The organism is [Clostridium] clostridioforme AGR2157, assembly GCF_000424325.1.
Lineage (GTDB): Bacteria > Bacillota > Clostridia > Lachnospirales > Lachnospiraceae > Enterocloster > Enterocloster clostridioformis_A.
In genome coordinates, this window is sequence record NZ_AUJR01000064.1 from 1 (window position 1) to 23,263 (window position 23,263).

General features: G+C 51.3%; 26 protein-coding genes and 3 pseudogenes. 26 read left to right on the top strand and 3 right to left on the bottom strand.

Annotated features, from left to right (window positions below; genetic code table 11):
- The 3 genes and pseudogenes from G614_RS33920 to G614_RS0120785 all read left to right on the top strand — a co-directional run.
- Positions 1-170 (top strand): annotated as a pseudogene (locus G614_RS33920) (UPF0236 family transposase-like protein); the annotation flags it as partial.
- A gap of 147 nt (positions 171-317) precedes the next feature.
- Positions 318-848 carry a class I SAM-dependent methyltransferase gene (locus G614_RS28290; RefSeq protein ID WP_049948088.1) on the top strand — a complete coding sequence of 177 codons (531 nt, stop codon included), beginning with the start codon at positions 318-320 and terminating at the stop codon, positions 846-848.
- A gap of 158 nt (positions 849-1,006) precedes the next feature.
- The gene (locus G614_RS0120785) at positions 1,007-1,351 is read left to right on the top strand and encodes a cytochrome c biogenesis protein (RefSeq protein WP_027643480.1); all 345 of its coding nucleotides are present in this window, start codon (positions 1,007-1,009) and stop codon (positions 1,349-1,351) included.
- A gap of 51 nt (positions 1,352-1,402) precedes the next feature.
- Here the strand turns inward: G614_RS0120785 and G614_RS33925 are convergent, their stop codons facing one another.
- Positions 1,403-1,558, bottom strand: coding sequence for a helix-turn-helix domain-containing protein (locus G614_RS33925; protein WP_330367021.1), 156 nt, complete (start codon positions 1,556-1,558; stop codon positions 1,403-1,405).
- 23 nt (positions 1,559-1,581) lie between these two features.
- Positions 1,582-2,079: a Crp/Fnr family transcriptional regulator gene (locus G614_RS33040; RefSeq protein ID WP_242828167.1), complete on the bottom strand. Its 498-nt coding sequence runs from the start codon at positions 2,077-2,079 to the stop codon at positions 1,582-1,584.
- 97 nt (positions 2,080-2,176) lie between these two features.
- Between G614_RS33040 and G614_RS0120795 the strand changes: the two genes are divergently transcribed.
- The 23 genes and pseudogenes from G614_RS0120795 to G614_RS0120910 all read left to right on the top strand — a co-directional run bounded on the left by G614_RS0120795 (position 2,177) and on the right by G614_RS0120910 (position 22,661).
- Positions 2,177-2,662: a hypothetical protein gene (locus G614_RS0120795; protein ID WP_027643481.1), complete on the top strand. Its 486-nt coding sequence runs from the start codon at positions 2,177-2,179 to the stop codon at positions 2,660-2,662.
- Complete coding sequence (locus tag G614_RS0120800) at positions 2,659-3,207, top strand: permease (RefSeq protein ID WP_027643482.1); 549 nt, start codon at positions 2,659-2,661, stop codon at positions 3,205-3,207. The genes G614_RS0120795 and G614_RS0120800 overlap by 4 nt, the downstream gene beginning before the upstream one ends.
- Positions 3,208-3,315: 108 nt before the next feature.
- Positions 3,316-4,112 (top strand): annotated as a pseudogene (locus tag G614_RS34675) (MBL fold metallo-hydrolase).
- Positions 4,113-4,146: 34 nt separating this feature from the next.
- Positions 4,147-5,241: an acyltransferase gene (locus G614_RS0120810; RefSeq protein ID WP_027643483.1), complete on the top strand. Its 1,095-nt coding sequence runs from the start codon at positions 4,147-4,149 to the stop codon at positions 5,239-5,241.
- Between the two features lie 177 nt (positions 5,242-5,418).
- Positions 5,419-5,787 (top strand): ACT domain-containing protein, encoded by a 369-nt coding sequence (locus G614_RS0120815; RefSeq protein WP_027643484.1) that lies wholly within the window; start codon positions 5,419-5,421, stop codon positions 5,785-5,787.
- Between the two features lie 54 nt (positions 5,788-5,841).
- Complete coding sequence (locus tag G614_RS0120820) at positions 5,842-6,477, top strand: GNAT family N-acetyltransferase (RefSeq protein ID WP_027643485.1); 636 nt, start codon at positions 5,842-5,844, stop codon at positions 6,475-6,477.
- Positions 6,478-6,907: 430 nt separating this feature from the next.
- Positions 6,908-7,082, top strand: a pseudogene (locus tag G614_RS34680) (RidA family protein); the annotation flags it as partial.
- Between the two features lie 115 nt (positions 7,083-7,197).
- Positions 7,198-8,142, top strand: coding sequence for a 2-hydroxyacid dehydrogenase (locus G614_RS0120835; protein ID WP_027643487.1), 945 nt, complete (start codon positions 7,198-7,200; stop codon positions 8,140-8,142).
- Between the two features lie 7 nt (positions 8,143-8,149).
- Positions 8,150-8,422, top strand: a complete 273-nt coding sequence (locus G614_RS0120840; protein ID WP_044918450.1) for an acylphosphatase — start codon at positions 8,150-8,152, stop codon at positions 8,420-8,422.
- Positions 8,423-8,438: 16 nt separating this feature from the next.
- Positions 8,439-9,278 (top strand): YihY/virulence factor BrkB family protein, encoded by an 840-nt coding sequence (locus G614_RS0120845; protein WP_027643489.1) that lies wholly within the window; start codon positions 8,439-8,441, stop codon positions 9,276-9,278.
- Between the two features lie 271 nt (positions 9,279-9,549).
- On the top strand, positions 9,550-11,343 hold the full coding sequence (locus tag G614_RS0120850) for an ABC transporter ATP-binding protein (RefSeq protein ID WP_027643490.1): 1,794 nt from the start codon (positions 9,550-9,552) through the stop codon (positions 11,341-11,343).
- Positions 11,333-13,102, top strand: coding sequence for an ABC transporter ATP-binding protein (locus G614_RS0120855; protein WP_027643491.1), 1,770 nt, complete (start codon positions 11,333-11,335; stop codon positions 13,100-13,102). Before G614_RS0120850 ends, G614_RS0120855 begins: the two co-directional genes overlap by 11 nt.
- Positions 13,103-13,138: 36 nt before the next feature.
- Positions 13,139-13,273 (top strand): hypothetical protein, encoded by a 135-nt coding sequence (locus G614_RS33420; protein WP_278246008.1) that lies wholly within the window; start codon positions 13,139-13,141, stop codon positions 13,271-13,273.
- Between the two features lie 91 nt (positions 13,274-13,364).
- Positions 13,365-14,702 carry a hemolysin family protein gene (locus tag G614_RS0120865; RefSeq protein ID WP_027643492.1) on the top strand — a complete coding sequence of 446 codons (1,338 nt, stop codon included), beginning with the start codon at positions 13,365-13,367 and terminating at the stop codon, positions 14,700-14,702.
- 33 nt (positions 14,703-14,735) lie between these two features.
- Positions 14,736-15,884 carry a sodium ion-translocating decarboxylase subunit beta gene (locus G614_RS0120870; RefSeq protein ID WP_027643493.1) on the top strand — a complete coding sequence of 383 codons (1,149 nt, stop codon included), beginning with the start codon at positions 14,736-14,738 and terminating at the stop codon, positions 15,882-15,884.
- 80 nt (positions 15,885-15,964) lie between these two features.
- Positions 15,965-16,105 (top strand): hypothetical protein, encoded by a 141-nt coding sequence (locus G614_RS32035; protein WP_166430227.1) that lies wholly within the window; start codon positions 15,965-15,967, stop codon positions 16,103-16,105.
- Between the two features lie 534 nt (positions 16,106-16,639).
- A complete protein-coding gene (locus tag G614_RS0120880; RefSeq protein WP_027643494.1) occupies positions 16,640-17,347 on the top strand; it encodes a FadR/GntR family transcriptional regulator in 708 nt (235 codons plus the stop codon).
- Complete coding sequence (locus G614_RS0120885; protein ID WP_027643495.1) at positions 17,344-18,672, top strand: ABC transporter substrate-binding protein; 1,329 nt, start codon at positions 17,344-17,346, stop codon at positions 18,670-18,672. Before G614_RS0120880 ends, G614_RS0120885 begins: the two co-directional genes overlap by 4 nt.
- 65 nt (positions 18,673-18,737) lie before the next feature.
- Positions 18,738-19,619, top strand: coding sequence for a carbohydrate ABC transporter permease (locus G614_RS0120890; protein ID WP_027643496.1), 882 nt, complete (start codon positions 18,738-18,740; stop codon positions 19,617-19,619).
- A complete protein-coding gene (locus G614_RS0120895; protein WP_027643497.1) occupies positions 19,616-20,452 on the top strand; it encodes a carbohydrate ABC transporter permease in 837 nt (278 codons plus the stop codon). Before G614_RS0120890 ends, G614_RS0120895 begins: the two co-directional genes overlap by 4 nt.
- A gap of 57 nt (positions 20,453-20,509) precedes the next feature.
- Positions 20,510-21,310 carry a transketolase gene (locus G614_RS0120900; protein WP_027643498.1) on the top strand — a complete coding sequence of 267 codons (801 nt, stop codon included), beginning with the start codon at positions 20,510-20,512 and terminating at the stop codon, positions 21,308-21,310.
- Positions 21,311-22,237 (top strand): transketolase family protein, encoded by a 927-nt coding sequence (locus tag G614_RS0120905; protein ID WP_027643499.1) that lies wholly within the window; start codon positions 21,311-21,313, stop codon positions 22,235-22,237. It begins immediately after the preceding gene.
- A 28-nt stretch (positions 22,238-22,265) separates the two neighbouring features.
- Positions 22,266-22,661: a cupin gene (locus G614_RS0120910; protein WP_027643500.1), complete on the top strand. Its 396-nt coding sequence runs from the start codon at positions 22,266-22,268 to the stop codon at positions 22,659-22,661.
- Positions 22,662-23,012: 351 nt separating this feature from the next.
- On the opposite strand, the gene G614_RS0120915 is transcribed toward G614_RS0120910, so the two are convergent.
- Entirely contained in the window at positions 23,013-23,198 is a 186-nt protein-coding gene (locus G614_RS0120915; protein ID WP_027643217.1) for a hypothetical protein, read from the bottom strand.
- Between the last annotated feature and the right edge of the window lie 65 nt (positions 23,199-23,263).

Genomic DNA, 23,263 nt, shown 5'->3' on the forward strand with positions numbered 1-23,263 from the left:
GGATAATAATCCATGCAGAAGAGGCAGGTGCCGTGTGGGGCTGCCATGCAGAGGGTCAGGTGAGCCATGTCCTGTCAAGCCGGATGAGCAGCCGTCCGATGGGCTGGAGCCGGAAAGGAGCGGATCAGATGTCCAGGCTGAGGGCATATCGGATGAACGGAGGAAAAATCATAGATCTGTTGATCTATCAGGAGAATAAGCAGAAAAGAGAAAAACGGATCGAGAAAAAAGAAGAGCTGGTGAAGGAGCTGCGGAGAGCGCAGAAGGGAAGGAAGTACGCCGAGAGATTACAGGGAAGTATCCCCGGATAAAATCAATTGAATCAGTCATCCGTACCGCCTGCGGACTACTGCGCACTTTTAGACCTTGGATGCGGTCCGGGCCTGTACACGGAACGGTTTGCCAAAGCGGGATTTCAGGTGACTGGTGTAGACTTTTCAGAAAGTTCCATTGATTATGCAAGGAATTCTGCAAAGAGGAGCGGACTGGATATCAAACCGGGCGGAAAGGTGCTTTTGGATGTTTTTTCCATGGAGAAGTATGAGGCATTCCGGGAAGGGGATACCTGGGAACTGAATCCGGACGGAGGATTTTGGCGGGAACAGGGATATGTGGTATTAAACAGGTTCAGTAAATTTACAGAGGACGTCACATTAGAACAGGTTGCAGTGATCTCAGAACAGGACACAGCGGTCTATTATCTGTGGAATCAATACTTTACCAAGGAAATATTGGAGAGAGAAGCAATTCAGTGCGGATTTCGCGTCAGCGGTGTATATGGGGATGTCGCGGGAAGGACTTATGATGGGACAGGGGATACGATTGCGGTTTTGTTGGAAAAACCATGACAGGGTAAAGGGATTCCAATGGCGGGAAAACCAAGAACCTTGTAACCCCAGCCCATTTCCTGTATACTAATATACAAACGCCCTGAGTCCAAGCCGCTCATGAGATGTCCGTCCAGCGAGTGCAAAATGGAATTCAGGGCAGAGAAAGGCGGGATGTTATGGAGTCATTTACCTGTTGTAAATTGGAGATATTCATACCGGAAACACATTTAAAGGCACTGCAGAAGGCATTGCAGGATGTGGACGCAGGGCATATAGGAAATTATGACAGCTGCATGTCATACAGTCCGGTGACAGGCTGCTGGAGGCCGTTAGAGGGCAGCAGCCCGTTTATCGGTAAATGCGGCTCCATCAGTACGGAGCCGGAACTGAAGGCAGAGGTGACATGCAGGACCGGGCGGTTAAAGGAAACCCTGGCCGCCATAAAGAAAGTCCACCCCTATGAGGAGCCGGTTATCAATGTGATTCCTCTGTACATGACCGGTATGGACATAGTGTCCTGATACCGGTCTTATTCCGGCAGCATATGTTGCCGTCAGTCAGCTTAATACTTGTCAGTGAAACAGGCGGAACGTGGATTTGTAATAATCAATGATTCCGTCTTTTTTCATGCCGGACAGTTCCCTGGAAAGGGCGCTGCGATCCATGTTCAGATACTCAGCCATGGCGTTTCTGTCCAGAGGTATGGTAAAGGGAACGCCATTTTGCAAACCGGAACAATTCTTCAGATAGGTCAGAATCTTATCACGGGCAGTTGGGCGGAGCAGGCAGGCCAGCCGCTCGTGAAGAACCAGACCTTTTTCTGCCACAATACACATGAAGTCTGCCTGTGGCAGGGGCAGTTTCTGGTACAACTGTTTATAAGCCGGTTATAGGAGATGAACAGGACCGAACTGCCCTGTTCCACGGTTACGGATACCGGACTTTTGCGGCCGGGACTGGCGGCCAGGATGACACCGATTTCACTTCCTTCTTTTAAAAGCGTGACCGTAAGGGTATGGCCCTGGGAATCTGTTTTGTATGATTTTCCCCTTCCCCTTAATAGAATACCGAATTTTTTTACCGGGCAGCCCTCCTCTACCACAACCGTCTCCCTGGCATAACCAACCGGCTGTGCCTTCAGACAGGTCAGGAGACGGCATACATCTTTTTGTGAAAGGCCGGAGAATAGTTTGGCCCGGATGATATTCTGCATGTTATCCTGCATGATGTCCTGAATGTTTTCTTTCATTGTGATTTGGTTGCCTGCGCAACTTACCTCCTGACTGTATTGTATTATAATTGACGTGTATATGCAATTAAAAAGACAGATAAAGGAGGAGTCAGGGATGAACACTGGTTTTACCATATTTTATTACAGCCTTACCGCAATCCTGCTGGCCTTATCTTTCCGAAAGGACAGAAAGAAGACGAATTGGGCAGTCAGAAAGGCTGTATTCATGATGCTGGGGGTGCTGCCCAATTTTTTGACCATTTTGCTGGTTACAGGAGCCGCTTTTTTTGTCCTGCCGCCTAAGGCGGTTCAAACCCTTATTGGAACAGAGTCAGGAATAAGGGGAATGCTTCTGGCCGCGGTTACCGGGGCAGCAGCCCTTGTACCGGTCCTGGCTGTATTTCCGGTGGCCGCCGATCTGCTTAAAAATGGGGCCGGGACAGCACAGATGGCTGTATTTATTTCCACATTGACAACGGTAGGTATAATCACCATTCCCTTGGAGGCAAAATATATGGGAGCCAAAGCCGCGGTATTGAGAAACCTGCTGTTTTTTTTGTTCGCATTTGGTACATCCTTTCTGCTGGGGGTAATATTATGAAGCATAAGGTGATGAAGGCAGAGACTATGAGGCCCTGGAAGGCGGCAGCAGCAGCGTGTCTGGCGGTGTTTATTTTTATTCCGGAAAGGTCCGGGGAGATAGTATCCTACGCCGGCGCGGGTCTTTGGCAGTTTATATGGAATCTGGTTACGGTATTTCTGTGTGTGGGGCTGATGGATGTATGGATTGAAAGGGATAGAATGATAAAAATGATGGGAGACAGGTCCGGTCCCTCTGGGATGGGCATATCCCTTTTGATGGGATTGCTGACAGCAGTGCCTGTATATGCGCTGCTTCCGATTGCCGGCCTGCTGCTAAAAAAAGGAGGGCGCATTTCCAATGTACTGATTTTCCTGTGCTCCAGTGTGAGTATCCGAATCCCGCTGCTGCTTTTTGAGGTATCGGCCCTGGGTATCCGGTTTGCGGCCTGCAGGTTTGTTCTCAATCTGGCAGTGGTATTTGTGATTTCTTTTTTGGTTGAAAGGCTGTTATCCCAACGTGACAGGGAGGATATCCGGGGGAGGAATCAGATAAATAAAGGGTGAATTAGGAAGAAACTGATAGAATGTAGCAAAATGGAAACATGGACGGCAAGGCGGGATTATGGTAGAATAGGATATCAGACTATTTTGAAGAAGGCAGGTACGGTTGGGATGAAATTAAGGGTATTGGTGGATAACAACACCTACATAGACAGGTATTATCTGGGAGAACCCGCGGTCAGCTATTACATTGAATGTGACGGCATCAGGCTGCTGTTTGATGCCGGGTATTCGGATGTGCTCCTTAAAAATGCAGAGGCCCTTGGAATCGACCTTGGCCTGGTTACACACATGGTATTTTCCCATGGTCATAATGACCACACAAGGGGACTCAAATTCATGAATGAGCGTTTGGAACTGTCAGGGATGGAGGTCATTGCCCATCCGTCCTGTTTTGATGAAAAGGTGTTTGGAGAGGAATCCATCGGTGCGCCCTACTCTGCTGCGGACATGGCCGGCATATGCAGATACAGGCCGTGTGACAGGCCGGCAGACATCTCGGAGCATCTGGTATTTCTGGGGGAGATACCGGATACGGTGGACTTTGAAACGAGAAAAGCCATTGGCAGGACAAGGATAAGGGGGAAATGGCAGGATGACTAAGAGGAGAGGAAGGCATTTTCATCATTACAGGGTGTTCCCACAGCGGTATATGCAATATAGTCCAATATGCCCAAACGGTATGCGGACAGCAGCGGATTCTTGGCATCATAGGAGGATTCCATCTCTTTGATGCAGATGAACGGCTGGAGCGCACAATTGACTATCTGAAATGCCGCGGGGTGGAACAAATCTACCCCTGCCACTGCGTATCCCTGAGGGCAAAGGCCAGAATGATGGAGGCTTTGAATGTGAAGGAAGTGGGGGTGGGCATGGAGCTTTGCCTAGACGGACAGACTGTGCATTAAATCGTAAGTTTTGCAGCAGAGAAAGGTTTTACATATGAGACAGACGGAAAAGGACATGAAGAAACCGGGAAAACACAATTCAAAAGAAAGGGACCCAAGATATGACTGCCTGCGGGCCGTCTCGGTCATGGCAATCATCATGGTACATGCCATGCCGGTGGAGACAATGAACACCCGCCAATGGTGGTTTAACAGCATCATGACGCCCTTCCTGCTGTCCTTTGTGGGAATCTACTTTATGCTCAGCGGCATGTTTTTGCTGGAACATGGAACAGAGCGCATCGGGGAGTTTTACAGAAAGCGTCTTATTACGGTGGGAATTCCCTTTTTGGTCTATGGCCTTATTTACTATTGTTATAATGTCCATGTGGACGGAGTGGTTCTGCCTCTCTGGAAGCATGCCGTGCGGTACCTGGGGCAGGTGCTGACAGCCGGGATTCCCAGGGCAGGCCATATGTGGTTTATGTATGCCATTGTGTCTTTTTATATCTGCGCGCCTTTTCTGTCCAGGATGGTAAAGAATATGACGGACCGGGAAATGAAGATATTCCTGTTCCTGATGCTGGGAATCCATGTGGTGGAGGTGGCCGGAGAAATCCTTCAACTGGACGTGAAGCCATGGGCCCAGTTTGTGCTGTATACAGGATGGGTCTACTATTTTCTTTTGGGATATGGGCTTAAGCGTTTATGCAGGAAGGAACAGTTCCCTATATTCGCGTTTCTGGCAGTTTGCGGCCTGGCCATGGATGTGGCTGCGGATATCTGCCTTTCATGGTGGGTACCCCAGAATCCCCATAAGTCACCGGCCATGGTGTTCATTTGCGCCGGAGTATTCCTTCTGTTTGAATATTATGGCGGGAAGGTGCCTGTATGGGCGGGAAAGCTGGGAATATTCGTCAGCAGGTACAGCTTTTCCATCTATCTGATTCATTTCCTTATCCTGAGCTATTATGTGAATCCGGTACTTCTAAGGGATATGATGGCTCGCCATTATATATTGGGAACCATGGTTTCCACCATTGTGACCTTCTTTTTATCCCTGGCTTGTTCCATGGTGGCGGACCATCTGGCAGTCAGGCCGCTGAAGCGGCTGGCTGGGAGGATAAGATTCAGGCAGGATGTGAAATGACTTAAATAGGGTGGCTGAGTGTGCATAAAGACCTATGACGGACAGGACAGAAACCTATGACGGCCGGGACTCATAAAAATAGGAAAACAGGTAAAACATACAAATAAGGGATATCGGAGACAGGATACAAAAGAGGGATGCCACGGATATCATTCATGGAAAAGGAGACGAAGGAGCATGGAAATAAAGGTGATAGGGGGAGCATTTTCAGTGTGCAGGCTTAAGGACCTGGGACAGGCCAGGATGGAGGACGACCTGTTTTTTCTGGGCAGGACAGATGAGGAGATATCTCTGGTGTGCAGGACTGAAAGCGTTCCCGAGGACACGGTTTCAAGGGAAGATGGATGGAGGGCGTTCCGGATTCAGGGCGAACTGGATTTTTCTCTGATTGGCATACTGGCCGGAATATCAGCTGTTTTAGCTGAAAATAAGATTGGGATTTTCGTGGTATCCACGTATAATACGGATTATGTTTTGACAAAAGCAGATGATTTAGAGCGGGCAGTGGGACTTCTGGAGAGCCGCGGGTATGGTATTGCCGGATAGGGTGCCCTGACGGAATGGGACAGGTCCGGCAGGAAATTGGAAGGAGCATTTAGAATGATTAAGATACGGAATGAAAAGGAATCAGACTATAAAGTGGTAGAGGATATCACCAGGAAAGCGTTTTATAATCTTTATGTACCGGGATGCGGTGAACATTACCTGGTCCATGTCATGCGGGGGCATGAGGATTTCATACCGGAGCTGGATTTTGTGCTTGAGCTGGATGGCCGGGTCATCGGAAACATCATGTATACAAAGGCCAGGCTGGTTGATGAGTCCGGGGAGGAAAAGGAGATTCTTACATTCGGACCTGTTAGCGTTGCTCCGGGATACCAGAGAAGGGGCTACGGGAAAATGCTGATGGAACATTCCTTTGGGAAGGCAGTGTCCCTTGGATATGATGTGATTGTCATATTTGGTAGTCCGGTAAATTATGTGAGCAGCGGTTTTAAAAGCTGTAAAAAATTCAATATCTGCCTGGAGGACGGAACCTATCCCGCGGCAATGATGGTCCGGGAGCTTATACCCGATGTACTGGACAGAAGGAGATGGATTTACCACGACAGTCCTGTTATGGCTATCTCTGAAGAAGAGGCGCGTCAATACGACGACAGCCTGGAAAAGATGGAGAAAAAATACCTTCCGAGCCAGGAAGAATTTTATATCATGAGCCATTCATTTATGAAGTAAGGCGCTGCCGGTAAAGATGCTTTGTTTTTGGCTGAGCCCGGGATGAAAGATGGATGAGGCATTGAGGGATACCTGAAATGGATGAAGGGTACATGACATACTGATGTCATGTTTTGTATGGTAACATGGCAGAAATATGCTCCGCGGCAGATAATATCAGCGGAGCTTGGAAAGGAATGGGTGCCATGACAGCGGGCATCAGTTCCGGGCAGGAATCTCCCCCGTTTCCAGGTACAGCGGTTATGACGGTGACGAGACGGGCAGCTATGACCTGACCGTCATGGCTGTCACAAGCGACTTCTTCACTCAAATGGATGAAAAGGTGAAAACGGGGCAGCCCGGAAGGCATGGGAGACAGTGTGGAGCCAGCAGAGGGATGGATTTCTGGGGAACTGAGACGCTGACAGAGCTAAAGGGATGTTTTAAGGCCGCGGTTTTTGTGAACAGTGCGGATGACTTTGGGATGCAGCCCCAGGTGGTGAACGGGGGTTCCAACCTGATTGCCGAGCTTCGGCGACGAAGCAGGACTTCCGGCACGTTCTGCCATTGGAACCAACGCCCTGCCGGGTGGAATCGCGTGCGAGATTGAGGTTCTGGTAAACTGAAATAGAAGCGGAAATCATCTCTTGTAAAAGCCTGTCCCCTGCTATATAATTGATAGCATAAAAAGTCAGGAAGCCCCTGAAGGGGAGCTGACAACAGGATACGGAGGAAGATGCAATGAAAATGGTAATCATCGAGCCGCTGGGCGTGGAAGAAGGAAAGCTTTTGGCTATGGCAAAGGAGGCCCTTGGGGACAGGGTGGAGATTGTGTATTACAATACGAAGACGACGGATACCGCAGAGCTTATAGAGCGCGGAAAGGATGCTGAAATCATCGTGGTATCCAATTTGCCTCTGAATGCTCAGGTTATAGAAGGATGCAGAAACTTAAAGCTTCTGGCTGTGGCATTTACAGGCGTGGACCACATTGCCATGGATGTGTGCAGGAAGAACGGTGTCATGGTATGTAACTGCGCCGGCTATTCCACCTGCGCTGTGGCGGATCTGGTGTTCGGCATGTTAATCAGCCTGTACAGGAATGTGATTCCCTGCGACAAAGTCTGCCGGGAGGAAGGCACCAAGGACGGCCTGGTAGGATTTGAACTGGAAGGCAAGAAGTTTGGCGTGGTAGGAACCGGGGCCATCGGCCTTCGTGTGGCAGCCATAGCCCAGGCATTTGGATGCCGGGTATTGGCTTACAGCAGGACAGTCAAGAATGTGCCTGGCGTCCGCTATGTGGATTTGGAGACACTGCTGGCAGAATGCGACGTGGTTTCCCTCCACACCCCTCTCACTGAGGAAACCAGGGGACTGATGAATGAGGAGCGCATCGGATTGATGAAGAAGAATGCGGTGCTGATCAACACGGCCAGAGGGCCTGTGGTGGACAGTGTTGCCCTGGCTAAGGCCCTGAAGGAGGGCAGGATTGCGGGCGCCTGTATTGATGTGTTTGAAAACGAACCTCCGGTCAGGAAGGACCACCCGCTGTTTTCAGCGCCCAACACCATTGTGACGCCCCATGTGGCATTTGCCACCAAGGAAGCCCTGGTAAAACGGGCTGTCATTGTGTTTGACAATGTGGTAAACTATCTGGATGGAACTCCCGGAAATGTGATTGGGTGATATTTGTATGAAAAAAGTCAGGAAGCATATCATATTTTCCGGCAGGGTACAGGGGGTGGGATTCAGGTACACCTCCTGCTGCCTGGCCCGCCCCCTGGGCCTTACCGGGTGGGTGAAGAATCTGTGGAACGGTGATGTGGAGATGGAGGTCCAGGGAGATCCGTTGGCTATTAGGCGATTCTTAAGGAATCTGGAGCAGGGAAGGTTCATACACATTGAACATATGGAAGCAGAAGACATTTCGGTGATTGAAGAGGGCAGTTTCAGGGAAATATATTAATAGCAGCGGAGGTTTTATGTTTGGGATAATTGTGGCAGGGAAACGAGTATATGATAAATTTGCTGAGGATGAGATGACGGTCTACGCGGCCCAGGTCTCCTTTTTTATCATACTCTCCGTGGTGCCCTTTATCATGCTGCTTCTGACAGTGGTCCAGATGATTCCAAGCATCAGCAACGCCAGGTTCATGGAATTGATTGTGGGCCTGGTGCCGGTGGATTACAAGTCCCTGGCATTCCGGGTGGTAAATGACCTGTCCTTAAAATCCCCGGCAACCATGATTTCCGTCACGGCCGTCACGGCCCTGTGGTCCGCGGGCCGCGGCATGTTCAGCGTGGCCAGGGGCCTGAACCGTGTGAACGGCCACGGAGAAAAGCGCTGGTATGTGATTAACAGGCTGATTTGCTCAGGATACACCATTGTGTTCATCCTGGTGTGTATCCTGTCCCTGGGCCTGCTGGTGTTCAGCAACATGATTCAGGCGTTCATGGTGAGCCGTTTTTCCATCATAGCGGACGTGACCACCCACATCATTAATTTCAGGGCCCTGTGGGCGCTGATGATACTGATTATATTTTTCCTGGGAATCTATACCTTTGTGCCGGATAAGAGGCTGAAGCTCAGGGACCAGCTTCCGGGAGCCGTGTTCTCCACCGTTGGGTGGATGGCCTTCTCCTTTGCCTTTTCCTTGTATTTCAGCCATATAGGGGGGAAGAATTACTCCTATATGTACGGAAGCCTTACAGCTATTGTGCTGCTGCTTCTGTGGCTCTATTTCTGCATGTGCATCCTGTTCTTCGGGGCGGAAATCAATTATTTCTGGAAGGAACTGTTTTCCGGGGAAACTGCGGAATGATTGGACCATGCCTGCTCTTTGGATAAGGGGCAGGCTGTTTTTGTCTTTTTTGTGTGAAACGGTCCGGCAGGCGCCTTGGCTGCCGCCGATATGCTCCCCTCGTTGACAATGGCAGTAATATTCCATCTGTTTCAGATTTAAGACCGGAATCCTCCAATTCGTTAAACGTATATCATATATACAAAACATTTTATATATGGTTGATTCTATGTTATAATACCAGGCAGTGTAAAAAATACAATGGATTCCGGCAGAGGGGTGAAAGACAATTATGAAACGATTGTTCAGCTATATGAAGGATTACAAGCTAGAAAGCTTACTGGGACCGCTGTTTAAGATGCTGGAGGCCAGCTTTGAACTGTTTGTGCCCCTGGTGGTGGCCCGCATGGTGGACGTGGGCATCCGGGGCAGGGACAGCGGATATATTCTTAAGATGGGAGGCGTTCTGGTGCTTCTGGCCCTGATTGGCCTGGCATGCTCCCTGACAGCCCAGTATTTTGCCGCCAAGGCAGCCACGGGAGCAGCCACCTCCCTGCGCAACGACCTGTTTTCCCATATAGGAAGATTGTCCTATACAGAGATAGACACAGTGGGTACGGCCACGCTCATCACGAGGATGACCAGCGACATCAACCAGGTGCAGAGCGGCATCAACATGACGCTGCGCCTGCTGCTGCGATCACCCTTTGTGGTATTTGGCGCTATGGTTATGGCCTTTACCGTGGACGTGCGCTCGGCCTTTGTATTCGTGGTCACCATACCGGTGCTCTGCGTGGTGGTGTTCGGCATTATGGCAGTCAGCATGCCTCTCTATAAATCCGTACAGAGACAGCTGGACAAGGTGCTGTTAACCACCAGGGAAAACCTGCTGGGGGTCCGTGTCATCCGCGCCTTTAACAGGCAGAAAAGCGAGACAGAGAAATTTGACCGGGAAAACGGAAACCTGGTCAGGATGCAGGTATTTGTGGGAAAGATATCCGCCCTGTTAAACCCTGTGACCTATGTCATCATAAACATAGCCGTGGTGGCAGTTATATGGGTGGGAGCTGAACAGGTGGACAGCGGAATTATTACCCAGGGAAAGGTGATTGCCCTGGTGAATTACATGTCCCAGATACTGGTGGAGCTCATAAAGATGGCAAACCTGATTATCATTATATCCAAGGCCGTTGCCTGCATGAACCGGGTGGACAGCATATTCCAGGTGGAGAGCAGCATTGAGGATAAGGGGAAAAGGGATGGAACGGAAGCCGTGAACACCGGGTCCCATGAGAACGGGGTTTCTGCAGATGGGGAGCGCGGGGGACGGATTCCAAAGGTGGAATTTAAAAATATGGAATTCGTGTATGCAGGCGCTAAGGAACCGGCCTTAAAGGATATTTCCTTCCGGGCCATGGCCGGACAGACCATAGGCGTCATAGGCGGAACCGGCTCCGGCAAATCCACCCTGGTGAACCTGATTCCCAGGTTTTACGATGCCGCGGCAGGGCAGGTGCTGGTGGACGGAACGGATGTAAAGGACTATTCCCTGGACACGCTGAGGGAGAAGACGGGAGTGGTTCCGCAGAAGTCCGTACTGTTTAAGGGAACGCTGCGCGGCAACATGCGCTGGGGAAAACAGGATGCCTCGGACGAGGAAATCTACCAGGCCCTGGATACGGCCCAGGCCCGGGAATTTGTGGATTCAAAGGGAGAGGGCCTGGACCTCTGCATTGACCAGGGAGGCCGTAATCTCTCAGGCGGCCAGCGCCAGAGGCTGACCATAGCCAGGGCCCTGGTGAGAAAGCCGGAAATCCTGATTATGGACGACAGCGCTTCGGCCCTGGATTTTGCCACGGACGCCAGGCTGAGAAAGGCCATCCGGGAGAACACCGGGGATATGACCGTATTTATTGTATCCCAGCGGGCAACTACCATTAAGGGGGCAGACACCATCCTGGTGCTGGACGAGGGACATCTGGCAGGCATGGGCACCCATAAGGAGCTTCTTAAGGACTGCCAGGTATACAGGGAAATATGCCTGTCACAGCTTTCAAAGGAGGAGGTGGAACGGGATGAGCAGTAAGAAACATGCATTGGACAAAAACAGGAGCAGGGAGACCCTGAAACGAATCCTGAAATATATCAGCCAGTACAAGTGGAGCGTCATTTTTTCCCTGTTCCTGGCCCTCATCACCGTGGCCCTCACCCTTTACGTACCCATCCTGACAGGCCAGGCCGTGGACCGTATTGTCTCGGCCGGACATGTGGATTTCGCCGGGTTAAAGGGCATTATCATGAAAATACTGGGAGCCGTGGCAATTATGTCTGTCTCACAGTGGCTCATGAACCATATCAACAACATTATCACCTACCGGGTTGTGAAGGATATTCGGACCAGGGCCTTCAGCCATCTGGAGGTGATGCCTCTAAGCTTTATAGATGTCCACCCATCCGGTGATATTATAAGCCGGATTATAGCGGACATAGACCAGTTCTCAGAGGGCCTTCTCATGGGATTTACCCAGCTGTTTACAGGCGTTCTGACCATAGCGGGCACGCTGCTGTTCATGCTTTCCATCCAGCCTGTCATCACGGCAGTGGTGGTGGTGCTGACGCCCATATCCCTGTTTGTGGCCAGCTTTATCGCCAAAAAGACCTTTGTCATGTTCCGGAAGCAGTCAGAGACAAGGGGCGAGCTGACCTCCCTGACCGATGAGATGCTGGGCAATATGAAGGTGGTTCAGGCCTTTGGACATCAGGAGGAGGCACAGAAGCAGTTTGAGGAGATTAATAAACGTCTGGCCGGATACAGCCTGAGAGCCACCTTTTTCTCATCCATCACCAACCCGGCCACCCGGTTTGTAAACAGCCTGGTCTATGCCGCGGTGGGCATTACAGGCGCCTATGGGGCCATCCGGGGATTCATCACCGTGGGACAGCTGACCAGCTTCCTGAGCTATGCAAACCAATACACAAAGCCCTTCAATGAGATATCAGGGGTGGTGACAGAGCTGCAGAATGCCCTGGCGTCCGCTGCCCGCGTGTTTGAGCTGATTGATGAGAAAACCATAATAGAGGACAGGGAGGATGCAGAGGTGCTCTGTGACGTAAAGGGCAGTGTGGAGCTTAAGCAGGTGTGCTTCTCCTATACGCCTGAGAAAAGGCTGATTGAGGATTTCAACCTGTCGGTACAGCCCGGCCAGCGGGTTGCCATCGTAGGGCCTACCGGCTGCGGCAAGACCACCATCATCAACCTGCTTATGCGTTTTTACGATGTGGATTCCGGCGCCATCAAGGTGGAGGGGGCCGACATACGGGATGTGACAAGGGAGAGCCTGCGGACCAGCTATGGCATGGTGCTTCAGGACACCTGGCTTAAATCCGGTACCATCCGGGACAACATATCCTATGGACATCCGGAAGCATCTGAGGAAGAAATCATCCAGGCAGCCAGACAGGCTCACGCCCATGGATTTATCATGCGGATGCCGGATGGATATGACACCGTCATCAGCGAGGACGGAGGAAACCTGTCCCAGGGACAGAAACAGCTGCTCTGCATTGCCAGGGTCATGCTGTGTCTTCCTCCTATGCTTATACTGGATGAGGCCACATCCTCCATTGACACCAGGACTGAAATCAAAGTCCAGAAAGCCTTTGCGCAGATGATGGAGGGAAGGACCAGCTTTATTGTGGCCCATCGGTTGTCCACTATCCGGGAGGCGGATGTGATTCTGGTCATGCGGGACGGTCAGATTGTGGAAAAGGGCAGGCATGAGGAGCTTCTTGGAATGAATGGTTTTTATGCGGATATTTACAATGCGCAGTTTGTGAGAGGGTAGTACGCAGGGAATTATGTAAGAGAAGGGGGCGGACATATGGGAGACGGACAGATGATGTCTGAATTGTATCAGGAGAATATGAAGCGGCAGGACAAAAACAGGAAGTGGAAGGACGCGGCGGCCTTCCTCTGCATCCATGGGAGCGGTCCTGCCCTCAGCCCTGCATCTTAATGGAATCTTTAGCTGACATTTTCCTAATCTTTATGTATAATAGTCCTTGAACCAAATCAATCTATGTAATATGAAGGAGGAATCATTCACCATGGAATCTGACCCTGAAGCGGCCAATATTTTATTCCAAATCACAATCCTAGTCATCCTGACATTAATCAATGCATTCTTTGCAGGCTCGGAGATGGCAGTGGTATCTGTCAACAAGAACAAGATCCACCGCCTGTCCGAGCAGGGCAACAAAAACGCAGCGCTCATAGAGCGCCTGATGAAGGACTCAACGGTGTTCCTGTCCGCCATCCAGGTGGCCATCACCCTGGCGGGCTTTTTCTCCAGTGCGTCGGCGGCTACCGGTATCGCCCAGGTGCTGGCGGTGCGGATGGCACAGTGGAACGTACCCTACAGCCAGACCCTGGCGGGCATTGTGGTGACCATCATCCTGGCTTATTTTAACCTGGTGTTCGGTGAGCTGGTGCCCAAACGGATTGCCCTGCAGAAAGCGGAGGCCTTCAGCCTGTTCTGCGTACGTCCCATTTTCTATATATCGCGTATCATGAATCCCTTTATAAAGCTGCTTTCCCTGTCCACCAGCGGTTTCCTGAAGCTGATCGGCATGCACAATGAGAACCTGGAGACAGATGTGTCCGAGGAAGAAATCAAGTCCATGCTGGAGACAGGAAGTGAGGCAGGCGTGTTCAATGACATTGAGAAGGAGATGATTACGTCCATATTTTCCTTTGACGATAAGAGGGCCAAGGAAGTGATGGTGCCCAGACAGGATATGGTGGCCCTGGATATCAATGAGCCGCTGGAGGAATTCCTGGATGAGATTCTGGAATCCATGCATTCCAAGATTCCTGTATACGAAGGGGAGATTGACAACATCATAGGCGTTCTGTCCATAAAGGCACTGACTATTGAGGCCAGGAGGACTTCCTTTGATAAACTGGATGTCCGCACCCTCTTAAAGCCGGCCTATTTTGTGCCGGAGAACCGCAGGACAGACACCTTGTTCCGGGAGATGCAGGCAAATAAAATTAAACTGGCGATTCTGATTGACGAATATGGCGGCGTGTCCGGCATGGTGACTCTGGAGGACCTGATTGAGGAGATCGTGGGTGATATCCATGAGGAATACGAGGAGGAGGAGCCGGAGCTTACGGAGCTGGAGCCTCATAAGGTTTACCGGGTGTCAGGCGGCATTACCCTGTTTGATTTGAAGGAGGAAATGCGCCTGCATATGGACAGCTCCTGTGATACCCTGTCCGGATACTTAATGGAACAGCTGGGGTATATACCGTCCCGGGAACAGCTTCCCCTGACTGTGGTTACGCCGGAAGCTGATTATGAGATACTGGAAATGGAAGACAGAGTCATAGAATGGGTGAAGCTGACCCTTAAGGAGACAAAAAAAGAACAGGAAGAATGACGTTCAGGGCATGGTACAAAGGAGGGAAAGTAAATGAGCTTTTTGTTGGAAGGCATTACGGCGGTAACCTGGCAGCAGGCAGTCATGTATGTGGTGGGAATTATCCTGATTTGGCTGGCGGTTAAGAAGGAATATGAACCTTCGCTTCTTCTGCCCCTGGGCTTTGGCGCCATACTGGTAAACCTGCCTTATTCCGGTGTGGTGGACCAGATGGTACAGGGAAAGATACCTGCGGCCGGAATCATAGAATGGCTGTTCAAAACCGGAATCGAGGCTTCGGAGGCCATGCCAATCCTGCTTTTTATCGGAATTGGCGCTATGATTGATTTTGGACCATTGCTGAGCCAGCCGGTACTGTTCCTGTTCGGGGCGGCGGCCCAGTTCGGAATCTTTGCAGCCATCCTCATTGCATGTTTTATGGGTTTTGATCTGAGGGATGCCGCCTCCATCGGCGTCATTGGAGCTGCGGACGGACCCACCTCCATCTTGGTATCCCAGGTTCTGGGGTCCAGGTACATCGGCCCCATAGCGGTGGCTGCCTATTCCTATATGGCCCTGGTTCCCATTATCCAGCCTTTTGCCATACGGCTGGTGACCACCAGGAAGGAGCGCCGCATCCATATGGAGTACAATCCCAAGAGTGTGAATAAACAGCTGCGCATTGCATTTCCCATCGCCGTGACTATCATAGTGGGCCTGATATCTCCGCAGTCCGTGGCACTGGTTGGCTTCCTCATGTTCGGAAACCTTCTAAGGGAATGCGGCGTTCTGGGAAGCCTGAGCCAGACAGCCCAGAACGAATTTGCCAACATCATCACCCTGCTTCTGGGTATTACCATTTCGTTCAGCATGAGGGCGGAGCAGTTTGTGAACCCGGCCACATTGATGATTATGGTCCTTGGCCTGGTGGCCTTTGTATTTGATACAATCGGCGGCGTGCTCTTTGCAAAGCTGGTAAATGTATTCCTTAAAATGGCAGGTAAGAAACCGGTGAATCCCATGATTGGGGGCTGCGGCATATCTGCCTTCCCCATGTCTTCCAGGGTGGTGCAGAAGATGGCTGCCAGGGAGGAACCGGGCAATATCATACTGATGCAGGCTGCGGGCACCAATGTATCGGGCCAGGTGGCATCGGTCATTGCAGGCGGACTGGTTATCAGCATTGTGTCCCAGTATCTGTAGGGCAATGGCAGAAATTGTGAGGAAATGGCAGAAATAAAGGTGCAGACAGGCTCTGGACATAGCGGCAAAGGAGGAAGCATATGAATATGGAACATGTGGGAATTGCCCTGGAAATCATGGGAAAAGGCATGGGCGGAATCTTTGCTGCCATTATCATCATCATGGCAGCGGTGATGGTGCTGGGCAACATAACGAAGGACCATAAGGATGACAACAAATAGGCTGGAAAATCAGATGGAATAGACCGGAAAATCAGATGGTCTTGTCAGCAGGAAAAGAATAAACAGGAACGGGAGCACTGGTATACAGCGTGCTCCCGTTCCTGTTTATTGTTTGAAAAACGGAAGGACTCCCTGGTCGCCAATCACGCCAGGTAATATCTGGTATCCCCGGCAATCACGCCGGAACCCCGCTTGCTCATCAGAGTTGGCTTCCTCCAACAGTTGAGAGTAGAAAAAGCGGTTGCTGCCCTGAGCTTCCGGAAACCAAAAGACAACATACCAATTTGTTTGAAATGACCATAAATGGTATGATGAATTTGCGGGATAAAAACGCAAAATATAGACAAATAACACTAAAAATACGCTTTAAATATGAGTAAAATTAAAATAATAGTTAAAAAGCTATTTACAAACATCATATGTTATGATACTCTAAGGACAGATGATACAAAAATGTGCACAAGTATTGCTTGCAAATATTGACTGAAAAGTAACAAAATGATGACGGTGTTTACCGCGGGGAAGGAGGAGCCAATGCGCAAAAATTTGAGAGAATCGCAAAACATCGATGTGCTTCCCATGGCGACGGCCCAGAAGGTCAAGACCATGATCATCCAACGTCAGATGAAGCCCGGTGACAGGCTTCCCACGGAAAAGGAGCTGGCAGGGCTGTTCGGCGTGAGCCGCTCCACACTGCGGGAGGCGATGAAGTACCTGAGAGCGGAGAACGTGGTTGTGATTCGCCAGGGCAGCGGAACCTTTGTCAGCGCGGAAACCGGAATCGGGGAAGATCCTCTGGGTCTGCATTTCACCAATCAGGAGAATTTGATTGAGAACCTATTTGAGACGCGTATGTTGATCGAACCGCAGATTGCAGGTCTGGCATGCCAGAGAGCGACGCCCCAGGACGTCAAGAACCTGGAACGGCTGGTGGAGGAGATGGACCGATGTGAGGTGAACAGCAAGGTTTGGGCAGAGCTGGACGTTCAGTTCCACACCGGGGTGGCGGAGTGCACGCACAACGAGGTTCTAATCCGGGTGGTGCCGATTATCATCGAATCCATCCGCAGAAGCCATGTAGAGACCCACGACGATTTGGAAAGCTTTAGACGGGCGAAACGCAGCCACCTGGGAATTTGTAAAGCCATTGCCGGAGGCGATTTTGTGGAAGCAAAATTTCAGGCCGAACGGCATGTGTGGGAAACATTAAATGATGTAAGAGAAATGGAGGAACGAAAATGAAAAAAAGACTGTTTGGAAAGAAAACACTGGCAGTGACCATGGCAGCTCTGATGGCGGCCGGGATGCTGGCAGGTTGCTCCTCAGGCAGCAAAGAGACGAACGCGATGCCGGCAGACACTACCGTAGCAGGCGGTGACGCCACCCAGGCGGCCGAGGGGGCCGGCGCTCCGGTTACCATCAAGTTCCGTTACTGGGCGGACAACACAGACTATTCCGCACTGATGCAGGAGATCATTGCCAAGTTCAACGCTGAGAACGGCAAGGGAATCACTGTTGTGGGCGAGGAAAGTCCCTGGGACGGCGGCGCATACTCCGAGAACCTGTTCAACGCCAAGATGGGCGGAGGCGACGTGGACTGTGCAACCTGGAAGCTGACCTCCACCCCCCTGTTCGTGAACAACGACCTGCTGGCTGATCTGACTCCTATGATCGACGGCTGGGACAAGAAGGACGATATCAACGACAATATTTATAATATCATGAAGCAGGCCGGAGGTAGCGACAGCATCTATGTGATGCCCTGGAATATCCAGGTATTGTACGTATATTACAGACCGTCTATCTTTGAGGCGGCCGGCGTAGAGGTTCCGAAGACCTACGAGGAATTCCTCACCGCTATTGAGAAGTGCACCATGGATACCAACGGCGACGGTAAGACCGATGTTTACGGCTTTGGTATGAGAGGCGCCAAGGGCGGACAGGAGCCGTGGGGCAGCTTCATCTACGGCCGCGGCGGCAACTTTGAGGATATGACCACTCCAGAAGCAGTTTGGGGGATGCAGGACTTCATCGACATTTACACCAAGGGCTATGTACCGCCGACGGCTACAAGCGACGGCTTTAACGAGATTATTGCAAGCTTTAAATCCGGCTTAACCGCTATGACCATTCACCACACCGGTTCCTCCGCAGATATGGAAGCGACCTTCGGCAACGACGTGTCCGCATTCCCGTTCCCGGCAGGCAAGGGCCAGTGGACCTCCATGGGCGACACCGAGACCGTTATTTTCGAGTCCTGCCAGAATAAAGAGGCTGCCTTTGAATGGGTATCCTACTTAGCGGCGGGCGAAGGCCAGAAGATGTGGTGTGAGGGCACCGGCAACGTACCGGTCAGCAAGACCGTACAGGCGGGCGACTTCTTCCGGAACAACCGTTTCATGAAGGCATCCATCGACGGACAGAGCTACGCAGGTATTCTGCCGCTCCTGGATACCACAACCGAGTGGATTTCCACCCTGTGGCCCAACACCGTATCCCAGGCGCTGACCGGTAGCATCACCGCCGAGCAGTGCATGAAGACCCTTCAGGAGGGCTTGTACCGCTAACCGTAACTAACCGGTGGAGTGCGACAAAAACTGCAGCCCCATAAATCAGAAGGAGGATTTGATCAATGGTCAAGAAACGATCCATATGGCCATACCTGCTGGTTGCTCCGGCAGTTCTCATCATCTTGTGCGTGGTGTTCATACCGGTCATCAACGCAATCACCATGAGTTTCCAAAATTACGACCTGCGCAGACCGAAAGAGATTGCCTTTCACGGAGTTGCCAACTATGCAAAAGCCTTCGGGGATCCTCTGTTTTGGGGCGCGCTCTGGAGAACCGTTGTGTGGGTAGTGGCGGGTGTTGGTTTTCAGTTCCTGTTCGGATTCATTCTCGCCCTTCTGCTGAATCAGAAGTTCGTTGGACGTGGAGCGGTGCGTGCGGTGAGCATGATTCCCTGGGTGACACCGGGTGTTTTGATCGGCCTTATGTGGCGCTGGATTTACGACGGCAACTTCGGCGTGCTGAATGACTTGTTGTTAAAAATACATGCCATCGGGTCCAAGATACCGTTCCTGTCCCAGGTGGGCACGGCGTTACCAAGCGTTATCGTTACCATCGTCTGGCAGGGCATTCCATTCTTCGCCCTGATGCTGCTGGCGGCTTTGCAGGGCGTTTCCACGGAAATGTACGAGGCGGCCGACATCGACGGAGCTACCGCCTGGCAGAAGCTGCTCTATGTCACGCTTCCGTCCATCAAGAACACGATCTTTGTCACCGGACTGCTGCGCGTGATCTGGGTGGCCAATTCCGTGGACGTGATCTTCAACATGACGGAGGGTGGACCTGCCTATTCCACACAGACGCTTAGCGTTTACATCTTCAACAAGGGCAGCGCGCTGGATTTGGGATACGCTTCGGCTATGGCGCTGCTGATGGCGGCACTGCTTTTGGTTGCAGCCATTCCGTATTTGAAAATGAACTTTAGGGAAGAGGGGGGGAGTACATGAAGAGGCAATCAAGTGTAAAACGCTTTTTTATCGTATTCGTTCCGCTGATTCTCCTGATGGTGTTCATCCTGTTTCCGTTCTACTGGACCTTCGCGACCTCTGTGAAGCCCCAGGATGAGCTTTACGGAGCGGTGGTTACATACTGGCCCAGTCACGTGACCTTCGAGGCATACAGCAAGCTGTTCACCACCACGGTGAATTTCCTGACGGCCATGAAGAACAGCTTTATCGTGGCTTCCTTTACCACTATCGTGTCGCTGACTGCTTCCACGCTGGCGGCGTACGCATTTTCAAGATACCAGTTCGCGGGAAGAAAGCTGTTGATGTGCACCTTCCTGTGCAACAATATGTTCCCCACGGTGCTGCTGCTGATCCCCTTATACACCATTATGCGTAAGCTGGGACTGCTGTACACCCCGACCTCTCTGGTACTGTCCTACACCACATTTACGATTCCGTTCTCCGTATGGCTGCTTTTGGGCTTTTTAAACGATCTGCCCATGTCCCTTGAGGAAGCGGCTCTGGTGGACGGATGCAACAGAGGTTCCGCGTTTGTGAAGATCATTCTTCCCATCTTGGGCCCCTGCCTGGTAGCAACCGGAGTTTACATTTTCATGACATCCTGGAACGAATATACATTTGCAATGATGTTCACCAACACCGACACCCGCACCATTCCGGTGGCTCTAAAGAGCCTGATCGGCCAGCTGGGCGTCCAGTGGGATCTGCTGACCGCAGGCGGCATCATCACGATCATTCCGGTTTGTATCATGTTCTTCTTTGCGCAGAAGCGGCTGGTTGAAGGCCTGACCGCCGGTGCTGTTAAAGGTTAATCTGTTAGCTGTCCCGCCAAAGGTGGATTGACGTCGATAAATGAGGAGGAAACAATTATGCAGTATGATAAGAAAGCAAAGGAGTTGCGGGCAGAGATCCTGAAGATGCTTTATGCCTGCCAGTCCGGTCATCCCGGCGGGTCACTTTCCTGCGTGGAAATGCTGATGGCGCTGTACTATGAGGTGATGAAGGTTGATCCCAAGAACCCGAAAGCTCCCAACCGCGACCGTTTTGTGCTGAGCAAAGGCCATGCCTGCCCCGCCTTATACGCGATCCTGGCCGACCTGGGCTTCTTCCCAAAGGAAGACTTAGTGGGCCTGCGTCAGATTGACAGCCATTTACAGGGCCATCCGGACTGCATAAAGACCCCGGGCGTGGATGTGAACACCGGTTCCCTGGGACAGGGCGCTTCCCTGGCAATGGGCCTGGCGCTGGCTGCAAAGCGTGCGAAAGCGGATTACAAAGTATACGCTGTGTTAGGCGACGGAGAGTGCCAGGAGGGCCTGGTGTGGGAGGCCGCGATGGCTTCTGCCCACTACAAGCTGGATAACCTGACCTTTATGCTGGACTACAACAAACTGCAGATCGATGGAAGCAATGACGAGGTTATGAGCCTGGGAAATATCATGAAGAAGTTCGACGCATTTGGCTTTGAGTGCTTCAGGGTAGACGGCCATGACATCCAGGCCATCGTAAAGGCATTAAAGGCTCCTGTATCCGGAAAGCCGAAATTCATCTGCTGCAACACCGTCAAGGGCAAGGGCGTTTCCTTCATGGAAGACCAGTTCGGATGGCACGGCAGCCCCATGAACAAAGAACAGTTTGAGAAGGCGTTAAGCGAGCAGGAGGTGGAGTAAATGGGAAAGTCATTGAGAGTTGCTTATGGTGAGGCACTGGTAAAATTAGGAGCTAAAAATGATAAAGTAGTGGTACTGGATGCCGACCTGGCCCATGCCACCCAGACCTGTATGTTCAAGGATGCTTATCCGGACCGTCACTTCAACATGGGTATTGCGGAGGCCAACATGATGTGCGCAGCCGCAGGCTTCGCGCACACCGGATACGTTCCCTTTGTGAGTACCTTCGCCCTGTTCGGCGCAGGCCGCGCATTTGAGCAGATCCGCAATTCCATCTGCTATACAAACTGCAACGTGAAGCTTGGTTTCTCCCACTCCGGCCTTTGCGTGGGCGAAGACGGCGGAAGTCACCAGTCCATTGAGGATATCGCGCTCATGAGAGAGTTGCCCTATATGACCATCTTCGTTCCCTGTGATCCCGCTGAGACCGAGAAGGCTGTGATGGCCGCCGCCGAGATCGACGGACCGGTTTACATCCGTGTGGCAAGACCCGTATGCGATGATATCACCACAGCGGACACCCCCTTCATCCCTGGCAAGGCCAATGTGATGAAGAAAGGAAATGACGTCTGCATCATCGCCTGTGGACTGATGATTCCCAAAGCTCTTGATGCTGCCACCGAGCTGGAGAAAGAGGGAATCAGCGCAGCGGTTGTGAATATGCACACCATCAAGCCCATCGACAAGGACATTGTGCTGAAGATGAACGAGACCTGCAAGGCTATCGTAACCGTTGAGGAGCACTCTGTGATCGGCGGACTTGGCTCCGCGGTGGCGGAGGTTCTGGCGGGCCATGACGGCGCGAAGTTCGGCATGGTGGGGATTCAGGACAAGTTCGGCAAGTCCGGCAAGCCGGATCAGTTGTTCGAGGCTTACGGTCTGACCGCCGCCAACGTGTCTGCAACGGTAAAAGAGCTGCTCAAATAAAACAGGAATCATTTTGGAGGATAAGACAATGACCATTTTGAACTATGAGTTTAACGGCAAGGGAATGCAGCGCGTATTTGAGAACGAGAAGTGGACCGTGGGCATCAAGAACTGGAAGCCGGCTAACGACGTAACCGGTATCGACTGCCTGGAGCGCCACAACAAGACCGACGAGCTGTTCGTGCTGGTGGAAGGTTCCTGCACGCTGGTATACGCCAACGAGGTAAACGGCGGACTGGAGTTCGGCGCTGTGAAGATGGAAAAGGACAAGGTTTATAACATCCCGGCCACTTTATGGCACAACACCATCACCCGCAAGGACACCAAGATGATTCTGATCGAGGATTCCAGCACGTCCATGGACAACAGCGATATTTTGAACCTGACTGAGGCTCAGATTGAGGAAATGAGAAGCCTGGCATAACAAAGACGGCCGGCGGCGGCCGGGTACGGCCCTGCCATCCTTCAGGGACGGGTTGGGCCGCTGTTAAAAGGAAAGTGACTATATACCCCGTAAACAAGGGAAAAAATAAAATATGAGCTTATCACGTTACCGGACAAGCGCCGCCCAAGTAGAGACTACGGGCGGCGTTTTCCGTTGTGAGGCGGAAAGGAGGACAATTCCCATGCATCGGGCCAAAATGGCCCGAGGCCGCTTGTGGGCCTGACTGAAAAAGTTAGGCCCTTTTTTCATATTATAGGAAAGTCCTTGCTGAAACGAAGTTATGTAAACTAATGATTCTGCCAAAGGAGGGTATAGAAAACAGACGGTGGTTTAGAACAGGTCGATATAGAACCCTTCTTCCCATCCATCATCGTCGAGGTCGTCATCTTCAGTTAAAAAGTAATGCATATCCAATAAATCAGAATCGGTCATGTCCTTGACCAGTTTGGGTGTCATTCCTTCTGGAGGATTTTTGATGTATTTTTGTCTGAGTTCATCCACATATCTTTGATTCATTTGCAACTGCCTCCCATCTGTAATAAATGTAGTATGAAGCAGATGGGAGAGAAAGTCAAGCAGAG